We start from the raw sequence: 19,096 nt of genomic DNA, 5'->3' as shown, positions 1-19,096 counted from the left end.
TCACTCACCGGTGGTCTTGTCGGCCTCGATCTTGGCGCGGATCGCGTCAGCGGCGTCGGAGTTCTCAGCCTCGAGCTTCTGGATGTACGACACGGCGTCACCGACGGTGCGCAGTCCGGCCAGATCCTCGTCCGGGATCTTCACGCCGTACTTGTCTTCGGTCTGCACTGCGATCTCGACCATCGACAGCGAGTCGATGTCAAGGTCGTCGACGAACGACTTCTCCACAGTCACCTCAGAGGGCTCAATGCCGGTGACCTCCTCGATGATCTCAGCGAGTCCGGCAATGATTTCTTCCTGTGCGGCGGCCACTATGTGGCTCCCTTCTTCTTCGTATTGCGGGGTGTCTTCCGGACGGCGTGCGAACGCCGCGTTGGACTGTGACGACCTGCGTGCTCGGCCTGTCACTTTCCGGGGATGGAGACGCGAGGTGCGTCGCCACCGCTATCCAAGATCGGTGAGTCCCTCGAGGTCGTCGGGGGTCTTGAGGGCCCGGGTGGGAGTTCCCTTGAGTTCGCGCTTGGCGATTCCGGTGAGTGTGCCGGCGGGCGGCAACTCGACGAGCGCGGTGGTGGCTTTGTCGCGCATCGTGGCTGAGCACAGGTCCCACCGCACCGGGCTGGTGACCTGGGCGACCAGTTTGTCGAGCGCATCGCGCCCGGAGGTGACGGGCTGGCCGTCGGAATTGGAGAGCAACGTCCTGTTCGGGTCTTGCGGGACGATGTCCGCGGCAGCTTGGGCCACCGCTTCCTGCGCAGACTCCATGTATTTGGTGTGGAAGGCGCCGGCGACCGCGAGCTTACGGATGCGCGCCTTTTCCGGCGGGTTCGCGATCAACTCGTCGATGGCCGCGACTGCGCCCGCAGCGACGATCTGTCCCGCCGCGTTGCGGTTGGCCGGAACCAGGTCGAGTTCTTCGAGACGGGCCAGGACGGCAGCTTCGTCGCCACCGAGCACCGCAGCCATGGTGGTGGGTTCGAGTGCACATGCCTTAGCCATGGCGGCGCCGCGAACAGCGGCCAGGGCCACGGCCTCATCGGCAGTCAGTACGCCGGCGATGGCGGCTGCGGCCAACTCGCCCACAGAGTGGCCGGCGACGAGAGCGTCGACCGGCAGGGGAGAGCGTTTGGAGAGTTCGTCGAATGCGAGCAGTGCGGACACCACGACCAGCGGCTGGGTGACGGCGGTATCGGTGATCTCGTCAGCCGTCGCGGTGGTGCCGAGTCGTGCGATGTCGAGTTTCGTCATCTTCGACCAGGTCGAAACCTGGTCGCGGGCGCCGGGCAGCTCTAGCCAAGGGGTGAGCATACCGACGGTCTGGGAACCCTGTCCGGGCGCAAGCAAGGAGAGCACCTGACAAGAGAACACCCTATCGGCCTGTGGTGAGGGTGTTGGACGCGATGAACCTTGAGCAAGGCCTTTGTGGGGTTCCCACAAATGACCACATCAGCGTGCCTGCATCGTCACCACATCGATATGCGTTAGCCGAATGTGAAGTGATGCACAATTGTCACCTAGGCCCCTAGTGTCCTGTTGCTCGTGTGACTGAAGAGAAAACTGTGCGCATGTCGTGTCGAACTCGTGCCAATCTGCCGACAGTTGTGGCAACCCTAAGTACGTACGCATCTCGCGGGTTCATCGGATCGCGGCCAGTTATGTCCGAAATCCGCTTTAGTCGATATCTGACAGTATTTGGATGAACGAAGAGTTCACGGGCACAGGACTCCACCGACCCTCCGGAGTCGAGGTAGGCGTCCAGCGTGACGGTCAAAGTGTCGCCGCCTTTGGTCAGCGGAGTGATCAGGGAGTCGTTGAGGGTGGTCATCGCGGTCTGATCGCCGAGCAGTGCCCGCTCCGGCAGCAGCTCCCAGGAATGCACCGGTCGCGGAGCGCTGGGCCAACCCGCCACTGCTTCGATACCGGCGAGTGCGTCTATGGCGCTGGCGTGCGCGGCCCCCAGATTGGGTGTTGTCGGGCCGATCACCACCGGGCCCTCGGCAAAGAGCTTCAGCAGATCGGTGACAAACGGCTCGCTCACGGCGACCGGCCCACTGACGATGGCGACCAGAAGGCTGCCCTGGACGACGGACAACGCCGCGCGGTCGTGCTGGCGGGCGGTGTTGTGCACCGCCAGCGGAACCGACACGTTGCGCTCGGGTGGCGGCATACCCACCAGCACCGTTGCGGTGGCCTCGGTGTCCCAGTTCAGCGCGGCTGCTCGCGACAGTAAGGTGGGTCCGGAGTCGCCGCGCACCACGGCGTCGACGACCAGCGCTTCAAGCCTCGAATCCCAGGCACCGCGCGATTCGGCTGCAGACGCGTAGATGGATGCCGCCGCGAACCCGATCTCGCGCCCGTAGCGCAGCACCGATTCGGTGAGTGCCCGCAGCTGGGCGTCGTTTCGGGCAAGTAGGGGCAGCCACTTCTCGAAGAACTCCATGGCCACCCGGACCATCTCGACGGTTTGCAGCAAGCTGATCCGCCGGGCCAGATCCTGCGGCACCACCTGGAACGCCTGCACCGTGAACTTCACGTTGCCTTCAGGATCCTGAAGCCACTCGACGAAGTTGACCACCGCGGTCTGCACGACCAGCTGCACATCGGCTCGCTGCCCTGCCTCGAGGTCGGCGAAATAGGGCAGTTGGTCCTGCATCGAGTGCACAGCCTCGGTGGCCAACCGGCCGCTGTATTGCTTCACCCGGCGGAGCAGTGTGTCCGGCAATGCGTCGTGCACGTTGGCCGGGGCGGGCACATGGGCACCCCGCGGCCCGAAGAGATCGCCGGCGGGCTGCTCGACCGCACGTGACTCGTCCATCTGACCAATCTATGTCAGCGGGACGGTTTCAGGTCGGACGCTGCCCGCAGGCGATCCCCTCGTCGGGCGGGGTGGGACTCGGCCTAGGCGCCGGGACCCGGGTCGCTCGTCTGCTTCGGCGCTGCGAGTACGTCGTCGATCTTGTACTTCGCGGCGGCCTCGGCAGCGACCTTGGCCTCGATGTGGCCGTCGCGGGCCAGCGCCGACAGCACACCCACCGCGATCGACTCACCGTCGACGTGAAGAACCGACGCGCGGCCGGCCGGGTGTCCGAGAAACCGAATCCATCGGTACCGAGGGTGAGATAGGTGCCCGGGACCCAGGCGCGGATCAGTTCGGGAACCCCACGCATGAAATCGCTGGCCGCGACAAACGGACCCGCGGCCTCGGCGAGCGCCTCGGTGACGTACGGCTGCTGGTGCTCACCGTCGGGATCGCGGAGCGATGCCTTCTCGTACTCCACACCATCACGGGACAACTCGTTCCACGACGTCACCGAGTAGACGTTTGCGCCCACGTTCCATTCCTCGGCCAACAACTCCTGTGCTTTGAGGGCACTGGGCATGGTGATGCCGGAGACCAGGATGTTCGCCGGGTACTCCTTGCCTTCGGGAGCTTCGGCGTAGCGGTAGATGCCCTTGAGCAGTCCGGCGACGTCGAGGTTGTCGGGCTGCGCCGGCTGACTGATCGGCTCGTTGTAGATGGTGATGTAGTAGTAGATGTTCTCGGGATCTTCTCCGTACATCCGGCGCAGGCCGTCGGCGATGATGTGCCCGAGCTCGTATCCGAACGCAGGGTCATAGGCCACCACTGCCGGGTTCGACGCCGCGAGCAGCAGCGAATGGCCGTCTGCGTGCTGCAGACCTTCACCCGTGAGTGTGGTGCGACCGGCGGTGGCTCCCAGGACAAATCCTCGTGCCATCTGGTCGGCCGCCGCCCACAGTCCGTCGCCCGTGCGCTGGAAGCCGAACATCGAATAGAAGATGTACAGCGGGATCATCGGCTCGTCGTGTGTTGCATACGACGTACCGACAGCGGTGAACGATGCCGTGGAACCGGCTTCGTTGATGCCCTCGTGCAGGATCTGTCCGACCGAGCTCTCCTTGTACGCGAGCATCAGCTCCGCGTCGACGGAGGTGTAGAGCTGACCGTTGCGGTTGTAGATCTTGAGCGACGGGAACCAGGAGTCCATGCCGAAGGTGCGGGCTTCGTCGGGGATGATCGGCACGAGGCGCTTGCCGACCTCCTTGTCGCGCATCAGTTCCTTGAAGATGCGGACGACGGCCATGGTCGTGGCGACCTGCTGCTTGCCCGAACCTTTCGCGGCCAGTTTCAGTGCCGGCGCGGTGTCCGGTTTGAGCACCTTGCTCTTGGTGCGCCGAGCGGGCAGGAAACCGCCGAGCGTCTTACGACGATCGAGCATGTACTGGATCTCGGGTGCGTCGTTGCCGGGGTGGTAGTACGGCGGCAGGTAAGGATCCTTTTCGAGCTCGGCGTCGCTGATCGGGATGCGCGTGCTGTCGCGGAAGTCCTTGAGATCGTCGAGGGTCAGCTTCTTCATCTGGTGCGTGGCATTACGGCCCTCGAAGTGCTTGCCGAGTGTGTAGCCCTTGATGGTGTGCGCCAGGATCACCGTCGGCTGGCCCTTGTGGGCCAGCGCCGAGGCATAGGCCGCGTGCACCTTCTTGTAGTCGTGGCCGCCGCGCTTGAGGTTCCAGATGTCGGCGTCGCTGAGGTCTTTGACGAGTTCCTTGGTTCGCGGGTCGCGGCCGAAGAAGTGGTCGCGGACGTAGGCACCGTCGTTGGCCTTGTAGGTCTGGAAGTCACCGTCGGGGGTGCTGTTCATCAGGTTCACCAGCGCGCCGTCGCGGTCCTTGTGCAGCAGCGAATCCCACTCGCGGCCCCACACGACCTTGATGACGTTCCAGCCGGCTCCGCGGAAGAACGACTCTAGTTCCTGGATGATCTTGCCGTTGCCGCGCACCGGACCGTCGAGGCGCTGCAGGTTGCAGTTGACGACAAACGTCAGGTTGTCGAGGCCCTCGGTTGCGGCGACGTGCGCCAGGCCGCGTGACTCCGGCTCGTCCATCTCGCCGTCGCCGAGGAACGCCCATACGTGCTGATCGCTGGTGTCCTTGATGCCGCGGTCGTTCAGGTAGTGGTTGAACCGCGCCTGATAGATCGCGTTCATCGGGCCCAGGCCCATGGACACGGTCGGGAACTGCCAGAAGTCGGGCATCAGCCGAGGGTGGGGATATGACGGCAGCCCACCGCCCTCGCCGGCGTGGGAGTGCTCCTGGCGGAACCCATCCATCCGCTTCTCGTCGATGCGGCCCTCGAGGAACGCACGCGCGTAGATACCGGGGGAGGCGTGACCCTGGATGAAGATCTGGTCGCCGCCACCGGCGTGGTCCTGGCCACGGAAGAAGTGGTTGAAACCGACCTCGTACAGGGCGGCCGACGAGGCATAGGTGGAGATGTGGCCGCCGACGCCGACGCCGGGACGCTGTGCGCGGTGCACCATGATCGCGGCATTCCAGCGGATGAACGCGCGGAAACGGCGTTCGACTTCTTCGTCACCGGGGAACCAGGGCTCGCTCTCGGTGGGGATGGTGTTGACGTAGTCCGTCGAGGTGAGGGCTGGGATCGAGACCCGCTTCTCCCCGGCGCGCTCAAGCAGGCGAAGCATCAGGTACCGGGCCCGGCCGGGGCCGGCGTTCTCGAGAAGACCGTCGAAGGACTCCAGCCATTCAGTGGTCTCATCCGGGTCGATGTCCGGGAGGTAGGACGCGACTCCCTCTCGGATGACGCGAACCCGCTGCTGGTTCTTCGGTGCTTTCGTGCTGTCAGTCACTACGCTGGTCTTCTCCTCGAGTCGTCCGGCAGGGTGACTGCCAGAAACCAAATGTGGCGCTGGACCCTGGTGAGGTCCTCGGCGTTCTCTCAATCGTGCCGCATGTGATGTTCGTTGGCATCGGAGGACGGCAAACTAGCCGAACCTACATGTGTTGCTCTGGATGTTCGAGCGGTACATGGGGCAGTATCTGCTCTGTGAAGTCCAGGTGGGTGGCCGGCGTTGTGGTGGCCGGGGCACTTTTCACCGGATGTGCCACCACTGTCGACGGTTCCAGTGGCGTGGACCCCAACGACGTGCGTGCCTATCAGAGCGACGTGTCCGTCGCGGCGGAGCAATCGAGGATCGCAGAATCGTCGAGGGCCGCGGAGGCTGCACGCACGCTGACGGTTGGCCTCTGCGCGCAATTCACCACGACCGTGGTGACCATGCTCAACGGCTACAACGAGTTCGTCACCAAACTCAATGACGTGCAGTCCTATTCGCAGATGGGCGACAGCAGTCGGGTGGTGATCGACCAGCTCACCGCCGGTGAGCAGGCAATTACCGCGAAACTGGTGGTCGGCGTCGAGCAGCCCGTCCAGACGTTGGTGCGGAATTTTCTCGACCGCAACCGGGAGTTGGTGACCGCGGTGAGGAACGAATATCGGGCCGGCCTCAACGATCCGGCGGACAAGTGGATCGACGCCAGGAACAAGGCTGTGGACGCGTGCGGGAAAGTTGCCGGTTGAAAAAGGTGCCATTCGGCTTGCAACTTGGGGGTTTACCCTGTTCGCTTGAGTCATCGAAGCGGACACGGACAGTGTTCGCCTATTTTTCTACTGACAGGAGGTCGTCGCGTTGGTTGCCGCTTCAGATGGTGATCGCGCCCAGAAGCTGGGAGTGACAGCGGGCATGATCGTGCAGGAGCTGGGGTGGGACGAGGACACCGACGACGACCTGCGTGCCGACATCGAGGATGCCATCGACGCCGAGATGGTGGACGACGACTCCGACGAGGTCGTCGACATGGTGGTGCTGTGGTGGCGGGACGGTGACGGCGATCTGGTCGACGCCCTGATGGATGCCATCACACCGCTCGCCGACGATGGGTTCGTGTGGGTGTTGTCGCCGAAGACCGGAAGCGACGGTTACGTCGACCCCAGTGAGGTCGCCGAAGCCGCGCCGACCGCGGGCCTCACCCAGACCAGTGCCGTGAGTTTCGGTGACTGGCTGGGATCTCGTCTGGTTCAACCGAAGACGCGAGCCGGCAAGAAGGCATGACCGACTCCGTTCATCAGGAGCTCGCGGTGGGAACCGCGGCTCCTGACTTCACGTTGCGTGACCAGAACAATCAGGACATCACCCTGTCCAACCATTTCGGTAAGAAGAACGTGCTGCTGGTGTTCTTCCCGATGGCGTTCACCGGCACCTGTGAAGGCGAGCTGAGCATGGTGCGCGACCGGCTGCCGGACTTCGACAACGACAACTCGGCGTTCATCGCGATCTCGGTGGGCACATCGCCCACCCACAAGGTGTGGTCGGCGGCCCAGGGGTATCTCTTCCCGATCCTCGCGGACTTCTGGCCCCACGGCCGCGTCGCTCAGCTGTATGGCGTCTTCAACGAGGACAAGGGCTACGCCAACCGCGGCACCTTTGTCATCGACAAGACCGGACACATCACATTCTCCGAGCAGATGGCCGCCGGGCAGGTCCGTGACCAGTCGCTTTGGGAGAAAGCCCTGGCCGCGCTAGATTCTTGAAGGTGTCTGACGCCTTCGGGTGTCGGACGGGCGGCGAGTCCATGTTTTCTCTCGCCGTCGCGGCCGGTCGAACTCGCCTTCGGTTCGGTCGCCCCGCGCGTATAGCTCAGCGGTAGAGCTCTGGTCTTACACACCAGCGGTCAGGGGTTCGAATCCCTTTGCGCGCACCACCATCAACGCCGATTCCTTTAAGCATTCAGCCGCACACTCGCGCCAACACCCTGTTGCTTCGCCACATCGACCAGCGTCCGGGCGGTCACGAGATCTTGTAGGCCGATCCCCACGGAGTTGAACAGGGTGATGTCGTCGTCGCTTCGGCGGCCGAGGGCGGGGTTCACGATCACATCGCCGAGTTCGACGTCAACGTCCTGCGTCTGAAGGTGGCCTTCGGCAATCGCCAACAGGACATCTCCCGATTTGGTGAGTGCGGTCGGAATGCTGTCGACGATCAGCCGGCTGCTGCCGATCCCGGGGCCGTCGATCTCACGGTGGTCTGCGCGGGGAGGAGCGCCGACGGCGTTGAGGTGCAGGCCCGGGCGGAACCACGCGCCCTCGACGATCGGTTCGCGCGACGGCGTCAGTGTGCAGACGATGTCGGCGGAGGCGAGAATAGACCGAGGGAATTCGGCGTATTCGATCTGGATGTCGAGATCGGCTGTCCGACGGCGGAAGCTGTCGACGGTCGACGCCGACCGCGACCACACCAAAACCTTCTCGATGTTTCGGATGCGGCAGATGGCGCGGGCGTGCTCCACTGCGAGGGTTCCGGCACCGATGAGTCCCAGAATCGAGCTCCGTTGCGTGGCAAGGTGAGCCGTCGCCACCGCGCTCGCCGCAGCAGTACGGATGGCTGTGATGAGGCGGCCGTCGAGTACTGCTTCGCACTCGCCGGTCTGTGCAGACATCAGCAGGATGGTCGATCGCTGACTCGGGAGCCCGCGGCCGACATTGGCCGGCATGTCCGACAACATCTTGACGACGCTGGCGCCCAACGGTTCTGACGACGCCACCATCGGGAGAGCGGTGCCGCCGTCAGCGATCGGCAACTGAGGGGGAGCGGGGTTACTCGCAGCACCTGATGTCAGATCAGCGTGAGCCTGCTCCACGGCGCGGTAGACCGAAGTCCGGTCGATGAGCGCGTCGATGTCGGAGTGGGTGAGGATGAGTGTCATGTCGCCTTCCGGGGCAAAGAGGTTCAGGAACGGCCGGCGTACGGCACGGTGAGGCACGACGGGGCTCGGCGGCCACCGACCACGCCGCTGATCGCGACGATGGCAATGACGTACGGCAGCATCAGCAGAATCGCGTAAGGGATGTCGACTCCGACGGCAGGCAAGGCGAACTGAAGCGATCGGGCGATCCCGAAGAACAGGCACGCCCACACGATTCCGATCACTTTCCAGCGCCCCGCGATCACTGCCACCACGGCGAGGTAGCCGAGGCCGGCAGTCATGTTCTCGCTGAACGACTGCACTTCCGACAGGGCCAGTTGAGATCCTGCGAGACCGCCTGTTGCGGCAGCGAGCAAGACGCACGCGGCCCGGATCTTGTTGACGGACAATCCTGTCCAGCCGGCCGATGTGGCGTCCTCGCCGACGGCGTCCACGCGGATGCCCGCCATGGTCTTGCCGGAGAACAGCAGTGCCAGCGCGACGACCACGAGCACGCATAGGTAACCGAGGACTGATTGGCCGAACAGGGCCGGACCGACGATCGGGATGTCGGTCAGCAGGGGGATATCGACGCCGTTGAAGCCGGGCACACCCTGGCCCTTGCCGTCCTCGAGGAAGATGCGGGCACCGTAGGTGGTCAACCCCAGCGCCAACGCGTTGCCGGCAATTCCGACAACGATCTGGTCGGCGCGGAACCGCACGGTGAGCAGCGCCTGGATGATTCCGAAGATGATTGCGGCAAGCACCCCGCTGACAAGGCCGAGCATCGCCGAATCGAGTGTGGCCGAGGCCAACACGCTCGCGAAAGCGCCGGTGAGCATGATGCCCTCCATGCTGAGGTTGAGCACGCCTGCACGTTCGCTGATCGATTCACCTGCTGCGGCCACGATGAGCAGGATCGCGAAGGCCACCCCGCTGGTGAGGACCTGGGTGAGCATGTCGATGTTCATGACGTCGCCTTTGCGGGGGCTGTGATGGCGGGTGCCAAAGTGGCCTCGGGGGGCGCCACTGATCTCGACCGGGTGGTCCACAAGGCAGCGCCCGCGATCAAGATGATCAGCACGCTCTGCACCACGGTCACGGTGGAGGACGGAACTCCCGCGGCCAACTGCAGATTGATACCGCCGGCAACCAGGAATCCCAGGAACAGCGACACCCCGGCAACTGCTGTCATCGACCCGCGCGCCAGCAAACCGACCACGAGCCCGGTGAAACCGAAGCCCGACGAGAACCCTTCGGCCAGAACGAACGGGGCGGATGTGACAAGGATTCCACCGGCAAGTCCGGAAAACCCACCTGCGGTGGAGAGCCCCAGGAAACGGACGCGATCAACCGGGACACCAAGTCGGGCCGACGCAGTCGGTGACAGACCCACTGAGCGGAGCCGTAGTCCGATTGCACTGTGCCGCAGGACTACTCCGACTGCCGTGATGGCAAGGATAGCAATGACGATGGCCACCGTGCAGGCGATTTGGTCAGTCCCAGCAGCGGGAGGTGGCTCGCTTCGCTCAGCGACTCGGACTGGGGGAGCGTCTCCGACGAGGTCATCGGCTGCCGAAGCAAGCTCGGCTCCTGGACCATCAACACAACCAACGCCAGGCCGACAAAGTTGAGCAGCAGGGTGGTGATGATCTCGCTGGTACCGCGCCGAACATAGAGCCACGCCGCGATGGCCGCCCAACAAGCGCCGGCCACTACGGCAGCCACCAGCGCCAGGGTGACTCCGAGGAAGAGAGGCGTGGCGTCGGGGATGGTCACGCCCACCGCGGTGGCAGCAATGCCGCCGAGACAGATCTGGCCTTCGCCCCCGACGTTCACCAGACCGGCCCGATACGCGACGGTGAAGCCCGCCGCGATGAACATGATGATGGCAGCGTTGTTCAGCGAGGTGCCGACGGCGAAGGGCGAGCCGAATGTTCCCTGGATGAGGGCGTCGACGACCTCGGCGGGTCCGGCCCCAGCGCCTGCGGCCAGCAGCAGTCCAACGCCTGCGGCGATCGCCAGGGCAACGACGGCGACCACAAGTGGGCTGTGGGCCCAATCGCCCTGCCGCAGTTTGGGACGGAGCAGCCCAGAGGTCGGCATCATCGTGCCACCCCCATCATGAGCTCGCCGATGTCGTTGGTGGCAGAGGAGGACTCGGAGTCGACCGACCCGCGGATGGTGCCGCGGTAGGCGACGACGATGCGCGAGCAGAGTGTGACGAGCTCGTCGATTTCGCTGGAGATCACCAACACTGCTGCGCCAGACGCCGCGGCGTCCCGAAGGCGGTCGAGCACAAAAGCGACGGCGCCGACGTCGAGCCCGCGGGTGGGTTGCGCCGCGACGACAACACGCAGCCCTGGGGTCGACAATTCCCGGGCCAGCACAACCTTCTGCTGGTTGCCGCCGGACAATGATCCGATGGGGACGTCGGGACCATCGGCGCGGATCGAGTACTCCGTGATGGCCTGCGCGGCATCAGCTCTCATGCGTCGGCGATCCAGGAGGCCCCAGCTCCGGTAGTCACTCAATCGGCCGAGCGCATAGTTCTCGGCGACTGATAGTTCAGCGATCATGCCCTCGGCATGCCGGTCTTCGGGAATGACACCCATGCCCGCACGGGTGCGCTGCGCTGGAGTGTGTTCGGTGATGTCGAGTCCGTCGACACTGACTGTTCCGCGATCAGCGGCGACGGACCCGGACAACACTGCCGCCAGCTCCGACTGGCCATTGCCTTCGACACCTGCGATACCGACGATCTCTCCTGAGGGGACAGTCAAATCGACGTCTGACAGGGCTGTGCTGCCGTCTGGGCGGGACAGCGTGACACCCCTGACTTCCAAGCAGGGTGCTGTGTGATGCGGGGACGATGCCGGACGTCGTTCGGACGCAACAGGTTGTGCGCCACCGAGCATCAGGTCGAGCAATGAGTCCAGCGGTGTCTGCGATAGTCGACCTCCGCCGACGACCGTCCCGCCGCGAAGCACGGTTGCCGCGTCGGCCACGCGGGCGACCTCCCCGAGTTTGTGGGTGATCAGGACAACCGACCTGCCATCGGCGGCAAGGGCATTGCAGGTCTCGATCAGCGAGTCGATCTCACCAGGGTCGAGCACCGCAGTCGGTTCGTCGAGCAGGATGAGGTCTGGCCGGCGAAGCAGGGCTTTGACGATCTCGACCCGCTGTCGTGCGCCGATCGGCAGGTCACTGACGCGAGCGGTGCGGTCCACGGTCAATCCGTACGAATCGGCTATGCGCGCCAGGCCCTGCTTCACCTCATCGTGTGGCTGGCGAAACCCCCGTCGGCCCAACAGCAGGTTGTCCTCCACCGTCATGGTGGGTATGAGTGAGAAGTGCTGATGCACCATGGCGACGCCGGACTCGAGTGCCGCTGCCGGTGTCGAGGGGCGATACGGGGTTCCGTCGATGGTCATACTGCCCTGGTCCGCAGACACCGTTCCGTACACGACGTTGCACAGTGTTGACTTGCCTGCTCCGTTCTCTCCGAGGATGCAGTGCACCGTGCCGCGTTCGACGGCCATGGTGACATCGTCGAGCGCGCGAACACCGCCATACGACTTACCGATTCGGTCGAGCGTCAACAGCGGGCTGGTTGCTGGGGTCATCGCGTCGGCCGGTTCAGTAGGCCGCGACGGAGCCGGATGTCAACGCCGCCTTTGCGTCGGTCAGCGCTTTGGTGGCGGCGGGGTCTTCCGAGCAGAGGATGAAGTCGCTGCCACCTTTGTCTGTTGTCAGACCGAACGGAACTTGTGCAGCCTCCCACGAGCCGTCGAGCGTTGAAGAGACGGCGTATTCGATCTCGGTCCCGATGTCGGTGCGGACAAAACCTGCGTATACCGGGTTTGCGCAATCTCCGGGAATCGGTCCGCCGACCATGCGGTTGCCCGAGTCGCGTGCAGCTTGTTCGATGCCTTGTTTGCCGAGGTTGACGATCTGACCGAGGATGTCGGCACCTCCCGCATACCCGGTGCCCGCTGCCTGTTTGGCTTTGGCGGGATCGTTGAAGTCGCCCACATATTGGGGGCTGAGAACCTTGACGTCGGGTCGGACAAACGTCGCCCCGTTCGAGAACGCCTTGGCCGCATTGACGATGGCCGGCAACTCGACGCCTCCGACGAATCCGACCGTTCCGGTGGTCGATGATGCCGCTGCCACTGCGCCGGAAAGGAATTCGGCCTCGGCCTGCTGCGGATCGTAGTAAGCGAGATTGTCCATAGGTTCGGCGTCGGAAGGGCCACCGATTTCGACGAACTTCACGTCTGGGAACTGAGGGGCGATCTTTCGCACGTCGGCGTCCGTCTGGCCGCCAACCGAGATGACCAATTCGTTCTCAGATGCGAAGCGCTGCAATGCCTGCTGGTAGTCGGCTGGTGCAACTTGCTCGACATAGCTGAGGTCCACCTGGTCACCGAGTGCCTTCTCGACCCTCTGGTATCCGAGGTAGCCCGACTCCATGAACCCGGTGTCGGTGACGGAGCCGGGGAAGAAGACTCCGACGGACAGACTCCCGTCGTTGGCGTCGGCTCCCGATGTGCCGCACCCTGACATTCCTACCGCAATGGCTCCGGCCGCGAGCAGCGCCACCGGTACGCGGACGGTTGTGGATCGAAATCTCATCGTGTCTCCTGTCGTCGGCCGCTGTGTTTTAGCGGTATACCGTTACGAGAAGAGTGGGGGCTGAGTGTTTCCATCCGATTACGAGGCGGTTAGTTATTGGTATACCGCTAAGTGGGTCTGGCTAGACTCGGCTGAACGAGGCGAAATCCGCGAGAGGACTTGGTGTTCATGCCTGCGGTAGAAGAGCTGACGGGTTCGGCAAACGATCGAAAGTCATTGCGCCAGCACGCGTATGAGGAAATTCGGCGCCAGATCGTAGATCTGCGGCTGGCGCCGGGGTCAAGGCTGGTCGAGCGCGATCTCGCTGCAGAACTCGATGTTTCGCGTATCCCGCTGCGCGAGGCATTGCAGTTGCTGCAGCAGGACGGACTGGTGGTTCTGGTGCCGAGACAGGGTGCAATCGTCTCGCCCTTCAGCGAGAACGACGTCCGAGACCTGTTCGACGTCCGCGAGAGCCTAGAAGTTCTCGCGGCCCGGCTTGCTGCCGAGCGTGCCGACGAAGAGGGTCTCGCCCGGTTGTCGGAGCAACTCGAAGCCGCTCGTGCCGCGACCCTGAAGCGGGACCGCCCAGCGATCGCAGCGGCCAATGCCAAGTTCCACCAAATGATCGTCGACCTGTCCGCGAACCCTCTGCTGGAGTCGTTGTTGCGCCCTCTGGAGGCGCGCACACAGTGGCTCTTTCATCTGACAAAAGACCGGGATCCGGGCCGTCAGTGCCACGAGCACGAGGAAATTCTTGCCGCCATCGCGGCCCACGACGCCGACCGTGCGGCCGAATCAGCGTTCCATCACGTTCATTCGGGCCGGCAGGCAAGTCTTGCCATGGCCGCCGAGTGGTCGGGCGGGTCGATCGATCCGGTGGAGGCCACGAAGGGACGTCGGCGTGCGAGATCTGAACCGACTTGAGCGGTAGGTGCTACACACCGCCGGTCGGAGACAGAGCCCCGGCTAAACGCTGAATCGCTGTGCGTGCAGGGCCCGCATCTCGTCGACCAGAGCATCAGCCGGTCCGTCTACCGGCAATTGGGGCGCAACGGTGTTGATCGGCAGCCCGGCGACCGGTGAGGGCGGAGCATTCCATTCCGCGAGCCACTCCGACAATTGAGACGACGACACCGCATAGGCGATTCGGCCCAGCCCGACCCAGGCGTGCGCGGCGGCGCACATCGGGCAATGCTCTCCGGAGGTGTACACCGTGGCCGCTGCCCGCTCGGCCGGCTCCATGTTCTCCACTGCCCACAACGCGATCGTCAGCTCGGGATGCCTGGTGTTGTCGCCGTCTTTGACGCGGTTGCGGTCTTCGAAAAGTGTTCGGCCGTCTGCGCTCACGAGCACCGAACCGAAGGGTTCATCGCCGGCCGCCAGTGCTTCGCGTGCCAGATCCACGCATCGCCGTAGGTGCTGTACATCGTCGTTCGTTATGCCCACAGGTGCGAGCGTACGACACCCCGACTTGGTGAGCAGGTGTGTCCACGGTGGGGGTGCTGGACCGACCCGATTACCACAGGCCTGTTTTGAATCGCCACAATGGCGAAACTGAATTGTTCAATCGGCTTTGTCGGCGAAGATCGATTTGAGTCGGTGAGTATTTGTTCGCAGAACCAATCCAACCCGCTTAGCAAGGGTTCGCAATTGAATTTCTCGACGTGGTCGGTCGGGCGATGCGCGATGGCGAGACGAATGAACCGGACGGCTACACCGCCAGGCTGCGGCTCTGGAAAGCTACGGCGAGGCGACCCGCGGAGTCCCGCGCACCGCACACCGGCCCGGTGCCGCACGCAAGACAGCCCGCTGGTCCGCGGCTCCCCAGCCAGGGGCAACGTTGCAGGAAGGCTGTCGTGGTGGGACGATCAGGGTGGGAACCGGGCCGCGAATGTGATTCGACATTGTTCGAACAGGCTTTGGAATCCGACGGTTCTGATCGTCAGAATCAAAAACTCTGATCGTCACGATCAATTCGAAATTACTTCCAAAAGAACAGTTTCCCAATTCGGGATATTGGGCCATACTTTCGACGTGTTCATCTGGATAAGCGTCGCCGTAGCCGCTTGGGTATTGATCTCGATCTTTGTCGCCATGGTGATGGCGCGCGTGATCAGTCACGCAGATCTCGAAGCCGAGGCCGCAGACCTTCGCGCTCTGCAGTCTGCGGGTCGGCCAAAGGAGACCGCGGGAAGCGCGTGATGTCGCTTCCCGTTTCCTCGACGTAGTAGCCCTCAGCTCGATTCTTCGAGGGACTCAGGCGTGGCGACCGGGTTTCCGCCGAGCTCTTCTTCTGCCCTGCGTTCGGTGAGAAGCGGGACGAAGTCGCGGATGGGTTGGCCATCGAACTTCCGGTACGCGTCCTCGACGACCTCGGCGACAGCTTCCGTCGGCACATCAGCGTGCTTGTCCGCGAGTTTGTCGGCGATCTGCTCGATCTGCTGCTGCTCTTGATCCTCGGGGTTCATAGCTTTGACCGTACGGCGCGGACGTCCGACCCTCTAGTTTGTTCACGGCCTGTTGGCCCTACCGCCATCCGCTATTCGAGTGCGCTGTGACGCGTCCGGCGATCAGGCGCCGAGCTTGGCGATGCGGTCATCGAGGAGCGCCGCGATGGATGTCAGTTCCTCGTCGTTGACGTGCGCGACGTCATGACTCTCGCGCAATTCGCGCGCGGTGGCTACCACCAGCGCCGACTCATCCTTCTCCGCACTGGCCCCGTCGATGACCGACAGCTGGCCCATCTCCAAGATCAGATGCGCATCCTCGTATGAACTCTCGAGAAGTTCCCGGACGTGTGTTTCCGACACCATCGGTTGTCCTTTCATAGATACGACCATGATCTGACTCGATCCGGCAGATACCCGTTGATCATCGACGGCAAACTCCGCGGCATGGTCCCAGGGCAACATTGCAACGCGGACAGGAGGAGGCTGGGGGAAAGCAGCTATAACTCGTAAAAAGCCACGACGGGCCCTGTGTGTAACGAACTGGTGGCCCACCGATATAGGTGGGTGAATGGCTCGGACCGGTGGGGAAGTCGCTGGTAGCAGCGCATTTCATTACCCTTCCGAAAGGTTTTCATTCTCATGACGCAGCAGTTCTCCATGCCCGACAACTGGGATCGGCCAACCGGTGGTTCCCCATATGGCCAGCCACCGAAGAAAAAGCGGAAATGGCCGTGGATTGTCGCTGCAGTCTTCGCCTTTTTCGTGATCGTCGGCTTGGTCGTGCCTTCGGAGGAGAAGGCTGACGAGAAACCGAAAGCTGTGGCCGAAACGTCGACACCTGCGGTGACGTCACCGCCGAAGACAACATCGACGACCACCACCACGACCACGACCACGGCACCGCCGACCCGAATCGTGACCTCAGTGGTGACCTCCATCGTGGAGGTGCCGGTCACCCGCGACATTCCGGACTCGAACACTGCGACTCAGGCGCCGCTGCCTGTCATGCCGCGGACGTCGACACCGGTGTATGTGCCCGTCGCACCCGATTCAGATGCCGGAGCGGTCTTTTACGAGAACTGCACAGCGGTGAAAGCGGCGGGTGCTGCTCCGATCATGCAGGGAGAAGCGGGCTATCGGCCCGCCCTCGACCGCGATGGCGACGGGGTGGCGTGCGAGACATAGCCGCTCAGCGCCGCCACTGGTAACGAATCTTGGGTCGACCGGCATTGCCGTAGTCCGTGTGGCGAGAGAGGGTTCCCTCGTCGGCCAGGCGTTCGAGATAACGCCAGGCCGTCACCCGCGACACCCCGACCTGGTTGGCGGCCTCGGCGGCAGTGAGACCTTCGGGACTGTCGCGGATCCGGCGGGCTATCTCGTCGGTGGTGCCGGGTGCCGCGCCTTTCGGGGCCGCGGATTTGTCTGTGGTGCCCCGCAATTCGGCGATCGCCCGGTCGACCTCGATCTGGCTGGCCGCGTCGGTGCCCGCGGGCAACGCCTGTCGATAACGCTGGTACCGCTCGAGGCGGTCGCGGAAAGCGGCGAACGTGAACGGTTTGAGCAGGTACGCCAGCGCCCCGTGGGCCACGGCGGCTCGCACCATCTCCAGATCTCGTTCGGACGTGATGGCGATGATGTCGGGGGCCGGGCGTAACCCTGACAGTGCTGATGCCAGGTCGATCCCGCTGGCGTCGGGCAGTCCCAGATCGAGGAGTACGAGGTCGATGGGTGTTGTCGTTGTCGCGGCCTCTGCGGCCGATCGCATGGCGTCCTGCGCCGTATGCACCACGGCGACAACGGAAAAGCCGTCGATCCGGCCAAGATACGTGCGGTGGGCTTCGGCGATCAGCGGTTCGTCTTCGACGACGAGAACGTTGATCATGCTTGCGGCCCGAAGGTGACGGTGACAACCGATCCGTAGGTCACCTCGGCAGTGAGGGTCCCTTCGTGGCGATCCACAACCTGGGATACGAGCGCCAAACCCAGTCCGCGCCTGCCGGATTCGCCACCGGACTTGGTGGAGTACCCGCGCTGCCTGGCTTTTCTGAACTCCTCGGCATCCATGCCCGGGCCGCTGTCGGCGACCTGGATCAGCAGATGTTCGCCATCTTGCCGTACGGTCACCTCCACCCAGGGGTCGGACCGGTCGCATGCATCCAAGGCGTTGTCGACGAGGTTGCCCACCACGGTGACGAGTTCTTGGCCCGACAACACAGCGTGTTCGTTGTCCGAGGGAATCACGGTGTCGTCGGTGATCGTCAACTCGATACCCCGTTCATCGGCCTGAGCACTCTTGCCCAGCAACAGGGCGGCCAGTGCGGGTTCACCGACCGATTCGGACAGCCGGTCGACCAACTGCTGCGACAGCTCCAATTCGGTGGTGGCGAAGCGAACGGCCTCGTCGCCGCGTCCCATCTCCACCAGCGTCACGATGGTGTGCAGACGGTTCGCCGATTCGTGAGCCTGCGATCGCAGCGATTCGGTGAACACCTTCATCGAGTCGAGTTCGCCCAGGGCGCCTTGCAATTCGGTCCGATCACGAATGGTGACCACCTCGGTCTCCGGCGACCGATTGCCGGGGACCCGAGACCTGTTGACCACCAGTACCCGGTCACCCGTCACGTGGACTTCGTCGCGTGCGCCGGGGGAGTACGACCGGAGAAATGCGGGCAGGCTCCCTTTGTCCACCTCGCCGGCGGGCAGTGCCAGCAGCGCCGGGCTTCGTCATTGGCCAGGGCCACGCCATGTCGATCCAGCACGATCAATCCTTCCGACACCGAGTGAAGGATGGCGTCGTGATGTTCATACATCACCTGCAGTTCGGTGGGAGCCAACCCATGTGTCTGCCGCAGCAGGCGACGGCGAATCGCCCAGATCCCGACGAGGGACACGAGTAACGCGCCGGCGGCGATCAGCAGGATCTGAGGCAACTGCTGCTGCCAGCGCGAGAACAGCGTCTGCTGGGTGATCCCGGCCGACACCAGTCCGACGACCTCGCCGGACGACGAGCGCACCGGCGCGACGGCGCGGATCGACGGACCGAGAGTGCCGGTGTAAACCTCGGTGAAGGTGCGGCCCTGCAACGCAGGCTCGATGGTCCCGATGTAGGGCCGGCCGATGAGTTCGGGATTCGTGTGGGTGAAACGTGTCCGGTCGGGCGCCATGATCGTGATGAACGCGATCTGGGTATCTGCCCGAACCCGTTCGGTCACCGGTTGCAGCACCGCTGTCGCGCTTCCGGATTCGATGGCCGCTGCGGTCGCCGGCGATTCGGCCAGCGCGCTGGCGATGCCGGTGACCTGCAACCGCGCCGCGGCGTCACCGTCGCGTCTCGCGTCGACGATCGCCAGCGCGCTGCCGCCCAGGACCATCACCGCGATCACGACCAGCTGCAGCACAAACGTTTGGCCGGCAAGTGAACGGGGCACCAACCTGGCCATGAAACCTCTCCGTCGGTTGAACGT

Annotated in this window: 19 protein-coding genes, 1 tRNA gene and 2 pseudogenes; 7 read left to right on the top strand and 15 right to left on the bottom strand. The window is 63.9% G+C overall.

Annotated features, from left to right (window positions below; translation table 11 throughout):
- The 4 genes and pseudogenes from acpM to aceE form a co-directional block, all read right to left on the bottom strand.
- Entirely contained in the window at positions 1 to 312 is a 312-nt protein-coding gene (gene acpM / locus W823_RS31690; protein WP_023953897.1) for a meromycolate extension acyl carrier protein AcpM, read from the bottom strand.
- Between the two features lie 132 nt (positions 313 to 444).
- Positions 445 to 1,353, bottom strand: coding sequence for an ACP S-malonyltransferase (locus tag W823_RS31685; protein ID WP_023953894.1), 909 nt, complete (start codon positions 1,351 to 1,353; stop codon positions 445 to 447).
- A gap of 169 nt (positions 1,354 to 1,522) precedes the next feature.
- Positions 1,523 to 2,815: a CdaR family transcriptional regulator gene (locus W823_RS31680; RefSeq protein ID WP_023953892.1), complete on the bottom strand. Its 1,293-nt coding sequence runs from the start codon at positions 2,813 to 2,815 to the stop codon at positions 1,523 to 1,525.
- Between the two features lie 83 nt (positions 2,816 to 2,898).
- Positions 2,899 to 5,669: pseudogene (gene aceE, locus W823_RS31675) on the bottom strand (pyruvate dehydrogenase (acetyl-transferring), homodimeric type).
- 197 nt (positions 5,670 to 5,866) lie between these two features.
- Here aceE and W823_RS56150 point away from each other — a divergent pair.
- From W823_RS56150 to W823_RS31660, 4 genes are all read left to right on the top strand, one after another.
- Complete coding sequence (locus W823_RS56150) at positions 5,867 to 6,400, top strand: hypothetical protein (RefSeq protein ID WP_152537946.1); 534 nt, start codon at positions 5,867 to 5,869, stop codon at positions 6,398 to 6,400.
- Positions 6,401 to 6,509: 109 nt separating this feature from the next.
- A complete protein-coding gene (locus W823_RS31670) occupies positions 6,510 to 6,932 on the top strand; it encodes a DUF3052 domain-containing protein (protein ID WP_023953889.1) in 423 nt (140 codons plus the stop codon).
- On the top strand, positions 6,929 to 7,411 hold the full coding sequence (locus W823_RS31665) for a peroxiredoxin (protein WP_023953887.1): 483 nt from the start codon (positions 6,929 to 6,931) through the stop codon (positions 7,409 to 7,411). The genes W823_RS31670 and W823_RS31665 overlap by 4 nt, the downstream gene beginning before the upstream one ends.
- A 95-nt stretch (positions 7,412 to 7,506) precedes the next feature.
- Positions 7,507 to 7,581, top strand: a tRNA-Val gene (locus tag W823_RS31660).
- Positions 7,582 to 7,599: 18 nt separating this feature from the next.
- Here W823_RS31660 and W823_RS31655 read toward each other — a convergent pair.
- From W823_RS31655 to W823_RS31635, 6 genes are read right to left on the bottom strand one after another with little or no spacing between them, the layout of a single operon-like run.
- Entirely contained in the window at positions 7,600 to 8,583 is a 984-nt protein-coding gene (locus tag W823_RS31655) for an ornithine cyclodeaminase family protein (protein ID WP_031331051.1), read from the bottom strand.
- Between the two features lie 23 nt (positions 8,584 to 8,606).
- Entirely contained in the window at positions 8,607 to 9,533 is a 927-nt protein-coding gene (locus W823_RS31650; protein ID WP_023953883.1) for an ABC transporter permease, read from the bottom strand.
- A complete protein-coding gene (locus W823_RS59420) occupies positions 9,530 to 10,042 on the bottom strand; it encodes a hypothetical protein (protein WP_369792549.1) in 513 nt (170 codons plus the stop codon). Before W823_RS59420 ends, W823_RS31650 begins: the two co-directional genes overlap by 4 nt.
- Entirely contained in the window at positions 9,997 to 10,671 is a 675-nt protein-coding gene (locus W823_RS59415; RefSeq protein WP_369792548.1) for a hypothetical protein, read from the bottom strand. Before W823_RS59415 ends, W823_RS59420 begins: the two co-directional genes overlap by 46 nt.
- A complete protein-coding gene (locus W823_RS31640) occupies positions 10,668 to 12,188 on the bottom strand; it encodes an ABC transporter ATP-binding protein (protein WP_023953880.1) in 1,521 nt (506 codons plus the stop codon). Before W823_RS31640 ends, W823_RS59415 begins: the two co-directional genes overlap by 4 nt.
- Positions 12,189 to 12,201: 13 nt before the next feature.
- Positions 12,202 to 13,200, bottom strand: coding sequence for a BMP family protein (locus W823_RS31635; RefSeq protein ID WP_023953878.1), 999 nt, complete (start codon positions 13,198 to 13,200; stop codon positions 12,202 to 12,204).
- 168 nt (positions 13,201 to 13,368) lie between these two features.
- Here W823_RS31635 and W823_RS31630 point away from each other — a divergent pair, with 168 nt between their 5' ends.
- Complete coding sequence (locus W823_RS31630) at positions 13,369 to 14,106, top strand: GntR family transcriptional regulator (RefSeq protein ID WP_200866332.1); 738 nt, start codon at positions 13,369 to 13,371, stop codon at positions 14,104 to 14,106.
- Positions 14,107 to 14,148: 42 nt separating this feature from the next.
- Here the strand turns inward: W823_RS31630 and W823_RS31625 are convergent, their stop codons facing one another.
- Positions 14,149 to 14,628: a nucleoside deaminase gene (locus W823_RS31625; RefSeq protein ID WP_023953874.1), complete on the bottom strand. Its 480-nt coding sequence runs from the start codon at positions 14,626 to 14,628 to the stop codon at positions 14,149 to 14,151.
- A 588-nt stretch (positions 14,629 to 15,216) separates the two neighbouring features.
- Here W823_RS31625 and W823_RS57940 point away from each other — a divergent pair.
- Entirely contained in the window at positions 15,217 to 15,384 is a 168-nt protein-coding gene (locus W823_RS57940) for a hypothetical protein (protein ID WP_156045586.1), read from the top strand.
- Positions 15,385 to 15,416: 32 nt separating this feature from the next.
- Here the strand turns inward: W823_RS57940 and W823_RS31615 are convergent, their stop codons facing one another.
- Together W823_RS31615 and W823_RS31610 are read right to left on the bottom strand one after the other, a co-directional pair.
- Positions 15,417 to 15,650: a three-helix bundle dimerization domain-containing protein gene (locus W823_RS31615; protein WP_023953870.1), complete on the bottom strand. Its 234-nt coding sequence runs from the start codon at positions 15,648 to 15,650 to the stop codon at positions 15,417 to 15,419.
- 102 nt (positions 15,651 to 15,752) lie between these two features.
- Positions 15,753 to 15,995 (bottom strand): hypothetical protein, encoded by a 243-nt coding sequence (locus W823_RS31610; protein WP_152537945.1) that lies wholly within the window; start codon positions 15,993 to 15,995, stop codon positions 15,753 to 15,755.
- Between the two features lie 276 nt (positions 15,996 to 16,271).
- On the opposite strand from W823_RS31610, the gene W823_RS57605 reads away from it, so the two are divergent.
- Positions 16,272 to 16,817 (top strand): excalibur calcium-binding domain-containing protein, encoded by a 546-nt coding sequence (locus W823_RS57605; RefSeq protein ID WP_200866331.1) that lies wholly within the window; start codon positions 16,272 to 16,274, stop codon positions 16,815 to 16,817.
- A 4-nt stretch (positions 16,818 to 16,821) separates the two neighbouring features.
- Here the strand turns inward: W823_RS57605 and W823_RS31605 are convergent, their stop codons facing one another.
- Together W823_RS31605 and W823_RS31600 are read right to left on the bottom strand one after the other, a co-directional pair.
- Positions 16,822 to 17,514 (bottom strand): response regulator, encoded by a 693-nt coding sequence (locus tag W823_RS31605; protein ID WP_023953864.1) that lies wholly within the window; start codon positions 17,512 to 17,514, stop codon positions 16,822 to 16,824.
- Positions 17,511 to 19,072: pseudogene (locus W823_RS31600) on the bottom strand (ATP-binding protein). Before W823_RS31600 ends, W823_RS31605 begins: the two are co-directional and overlap by 4 nt.
- Positions 19,073 to 19,096: the final 24 nt, after the last annotated feature.

This window comes from Williamsia sp. D3, assembly GCF_000506245.1.
Lineage (GTDB): Bacteria > Actinomycetota > Actinomycetes > Mycobacteriales > Mycobacteriaceae > Williamsia > Williamsia muralis.
Note: the sequence above shows the minus strand (reverse complement) of the source record. Positions and strands in the feature narration are given on the sequence as shown.

What these genes read in the sequence shown, in the direction of transcription:
- W823_RS31635 (WP_023953878.1), bottom strand. Translation starts at nt 13,200, where the DNA reads ATGAGATTTCGATCCACAACCGTCCGCGTACCGGTGGCGCTGCTCGCG.
- W823_RS31680 (WP_023953892.1), bottom strand. Translation starts at nt 2,815, where the DNA reads ATGGACGAGTCACGTGCGGTCGAGCAGCCCGCCGGCGATCTCTTCGGG.
- W823_RS31615 (WP_023953870.1), bottom strand. Translation starts at nt 15,650, where the DNA reads ATGAACCCCGAGGATCAAGAGCAGCAGCAGATCGAGCAGATCGCCGAC.
- W823_RS31640 (WP_023953880.1), bottom strand. Translation starts at nt 12,188, where the DNA reads ATGACCCCAGCAACCAGCCCGCTGTTGACGCTCGACCGAATCGGTAAG.
- W823_RS31630 (WP_200866332.1), top strand. Translation starts at nt 13,369, where the DNA reads ATGCCTGCGGTAGAAGAGCTGACGGGTTCGGCAAACGATCGAAAGTCA.
- W823_RS31605 (WP_023953864.1), bottom strand. Translation starts at nt 17,514, where the DNA reads ATGATCAACGTTCTCGTCGTCGAAGACGAACCGCTGATCGCCGAAGCC.
- W823_RS31655 (WP_031331051.1), bottom strand. Translation starts at nt 8,583, where the DNA reads ATGACACTCATCCTCACCCACTCCGACATCGACGCGCTCATCGACCGG.
- W823_RS59415 (WP_369792548.1), bottom strand. Translation starts at nt 10,671, where the DNA reads ATGATGCCGACCTCTGGGCTGCTCCGTCCCAAACTGCGGCAGGGCGAT.
- W823_RS31650 (WP_023953883.1), bottom strand. Translation starts at nt 9,533, where the DNA reads ATGAACATCGACATGCTCACCCAGGTCCTCACCAGCGGGGTGGCCTTC.
- W823_RS31665 (WP_023953887.1), top strand. Translation starts at nt 6,929, where the DNA reads ATGACCGACTCCGTTCATCAGGAGCTCGCGGTGGGAACCGCGGCTCCT.
- W823_RS57605 (WP_200866331.1), top strand. Translation starts at nt 16,272, where the DNA reads ATGACGCAGCAGTTCTCCATGCCCGACAACTGGGATCGGCCAACCGGT.
- W823_RS31610 (WP_152537945.1), bottom strand. Translation starts at nt 15,995, where the DNA reads ATGGTGTCGGAAACACACGTCCGGGAACTTCTCGAGAGTTCATACGAG.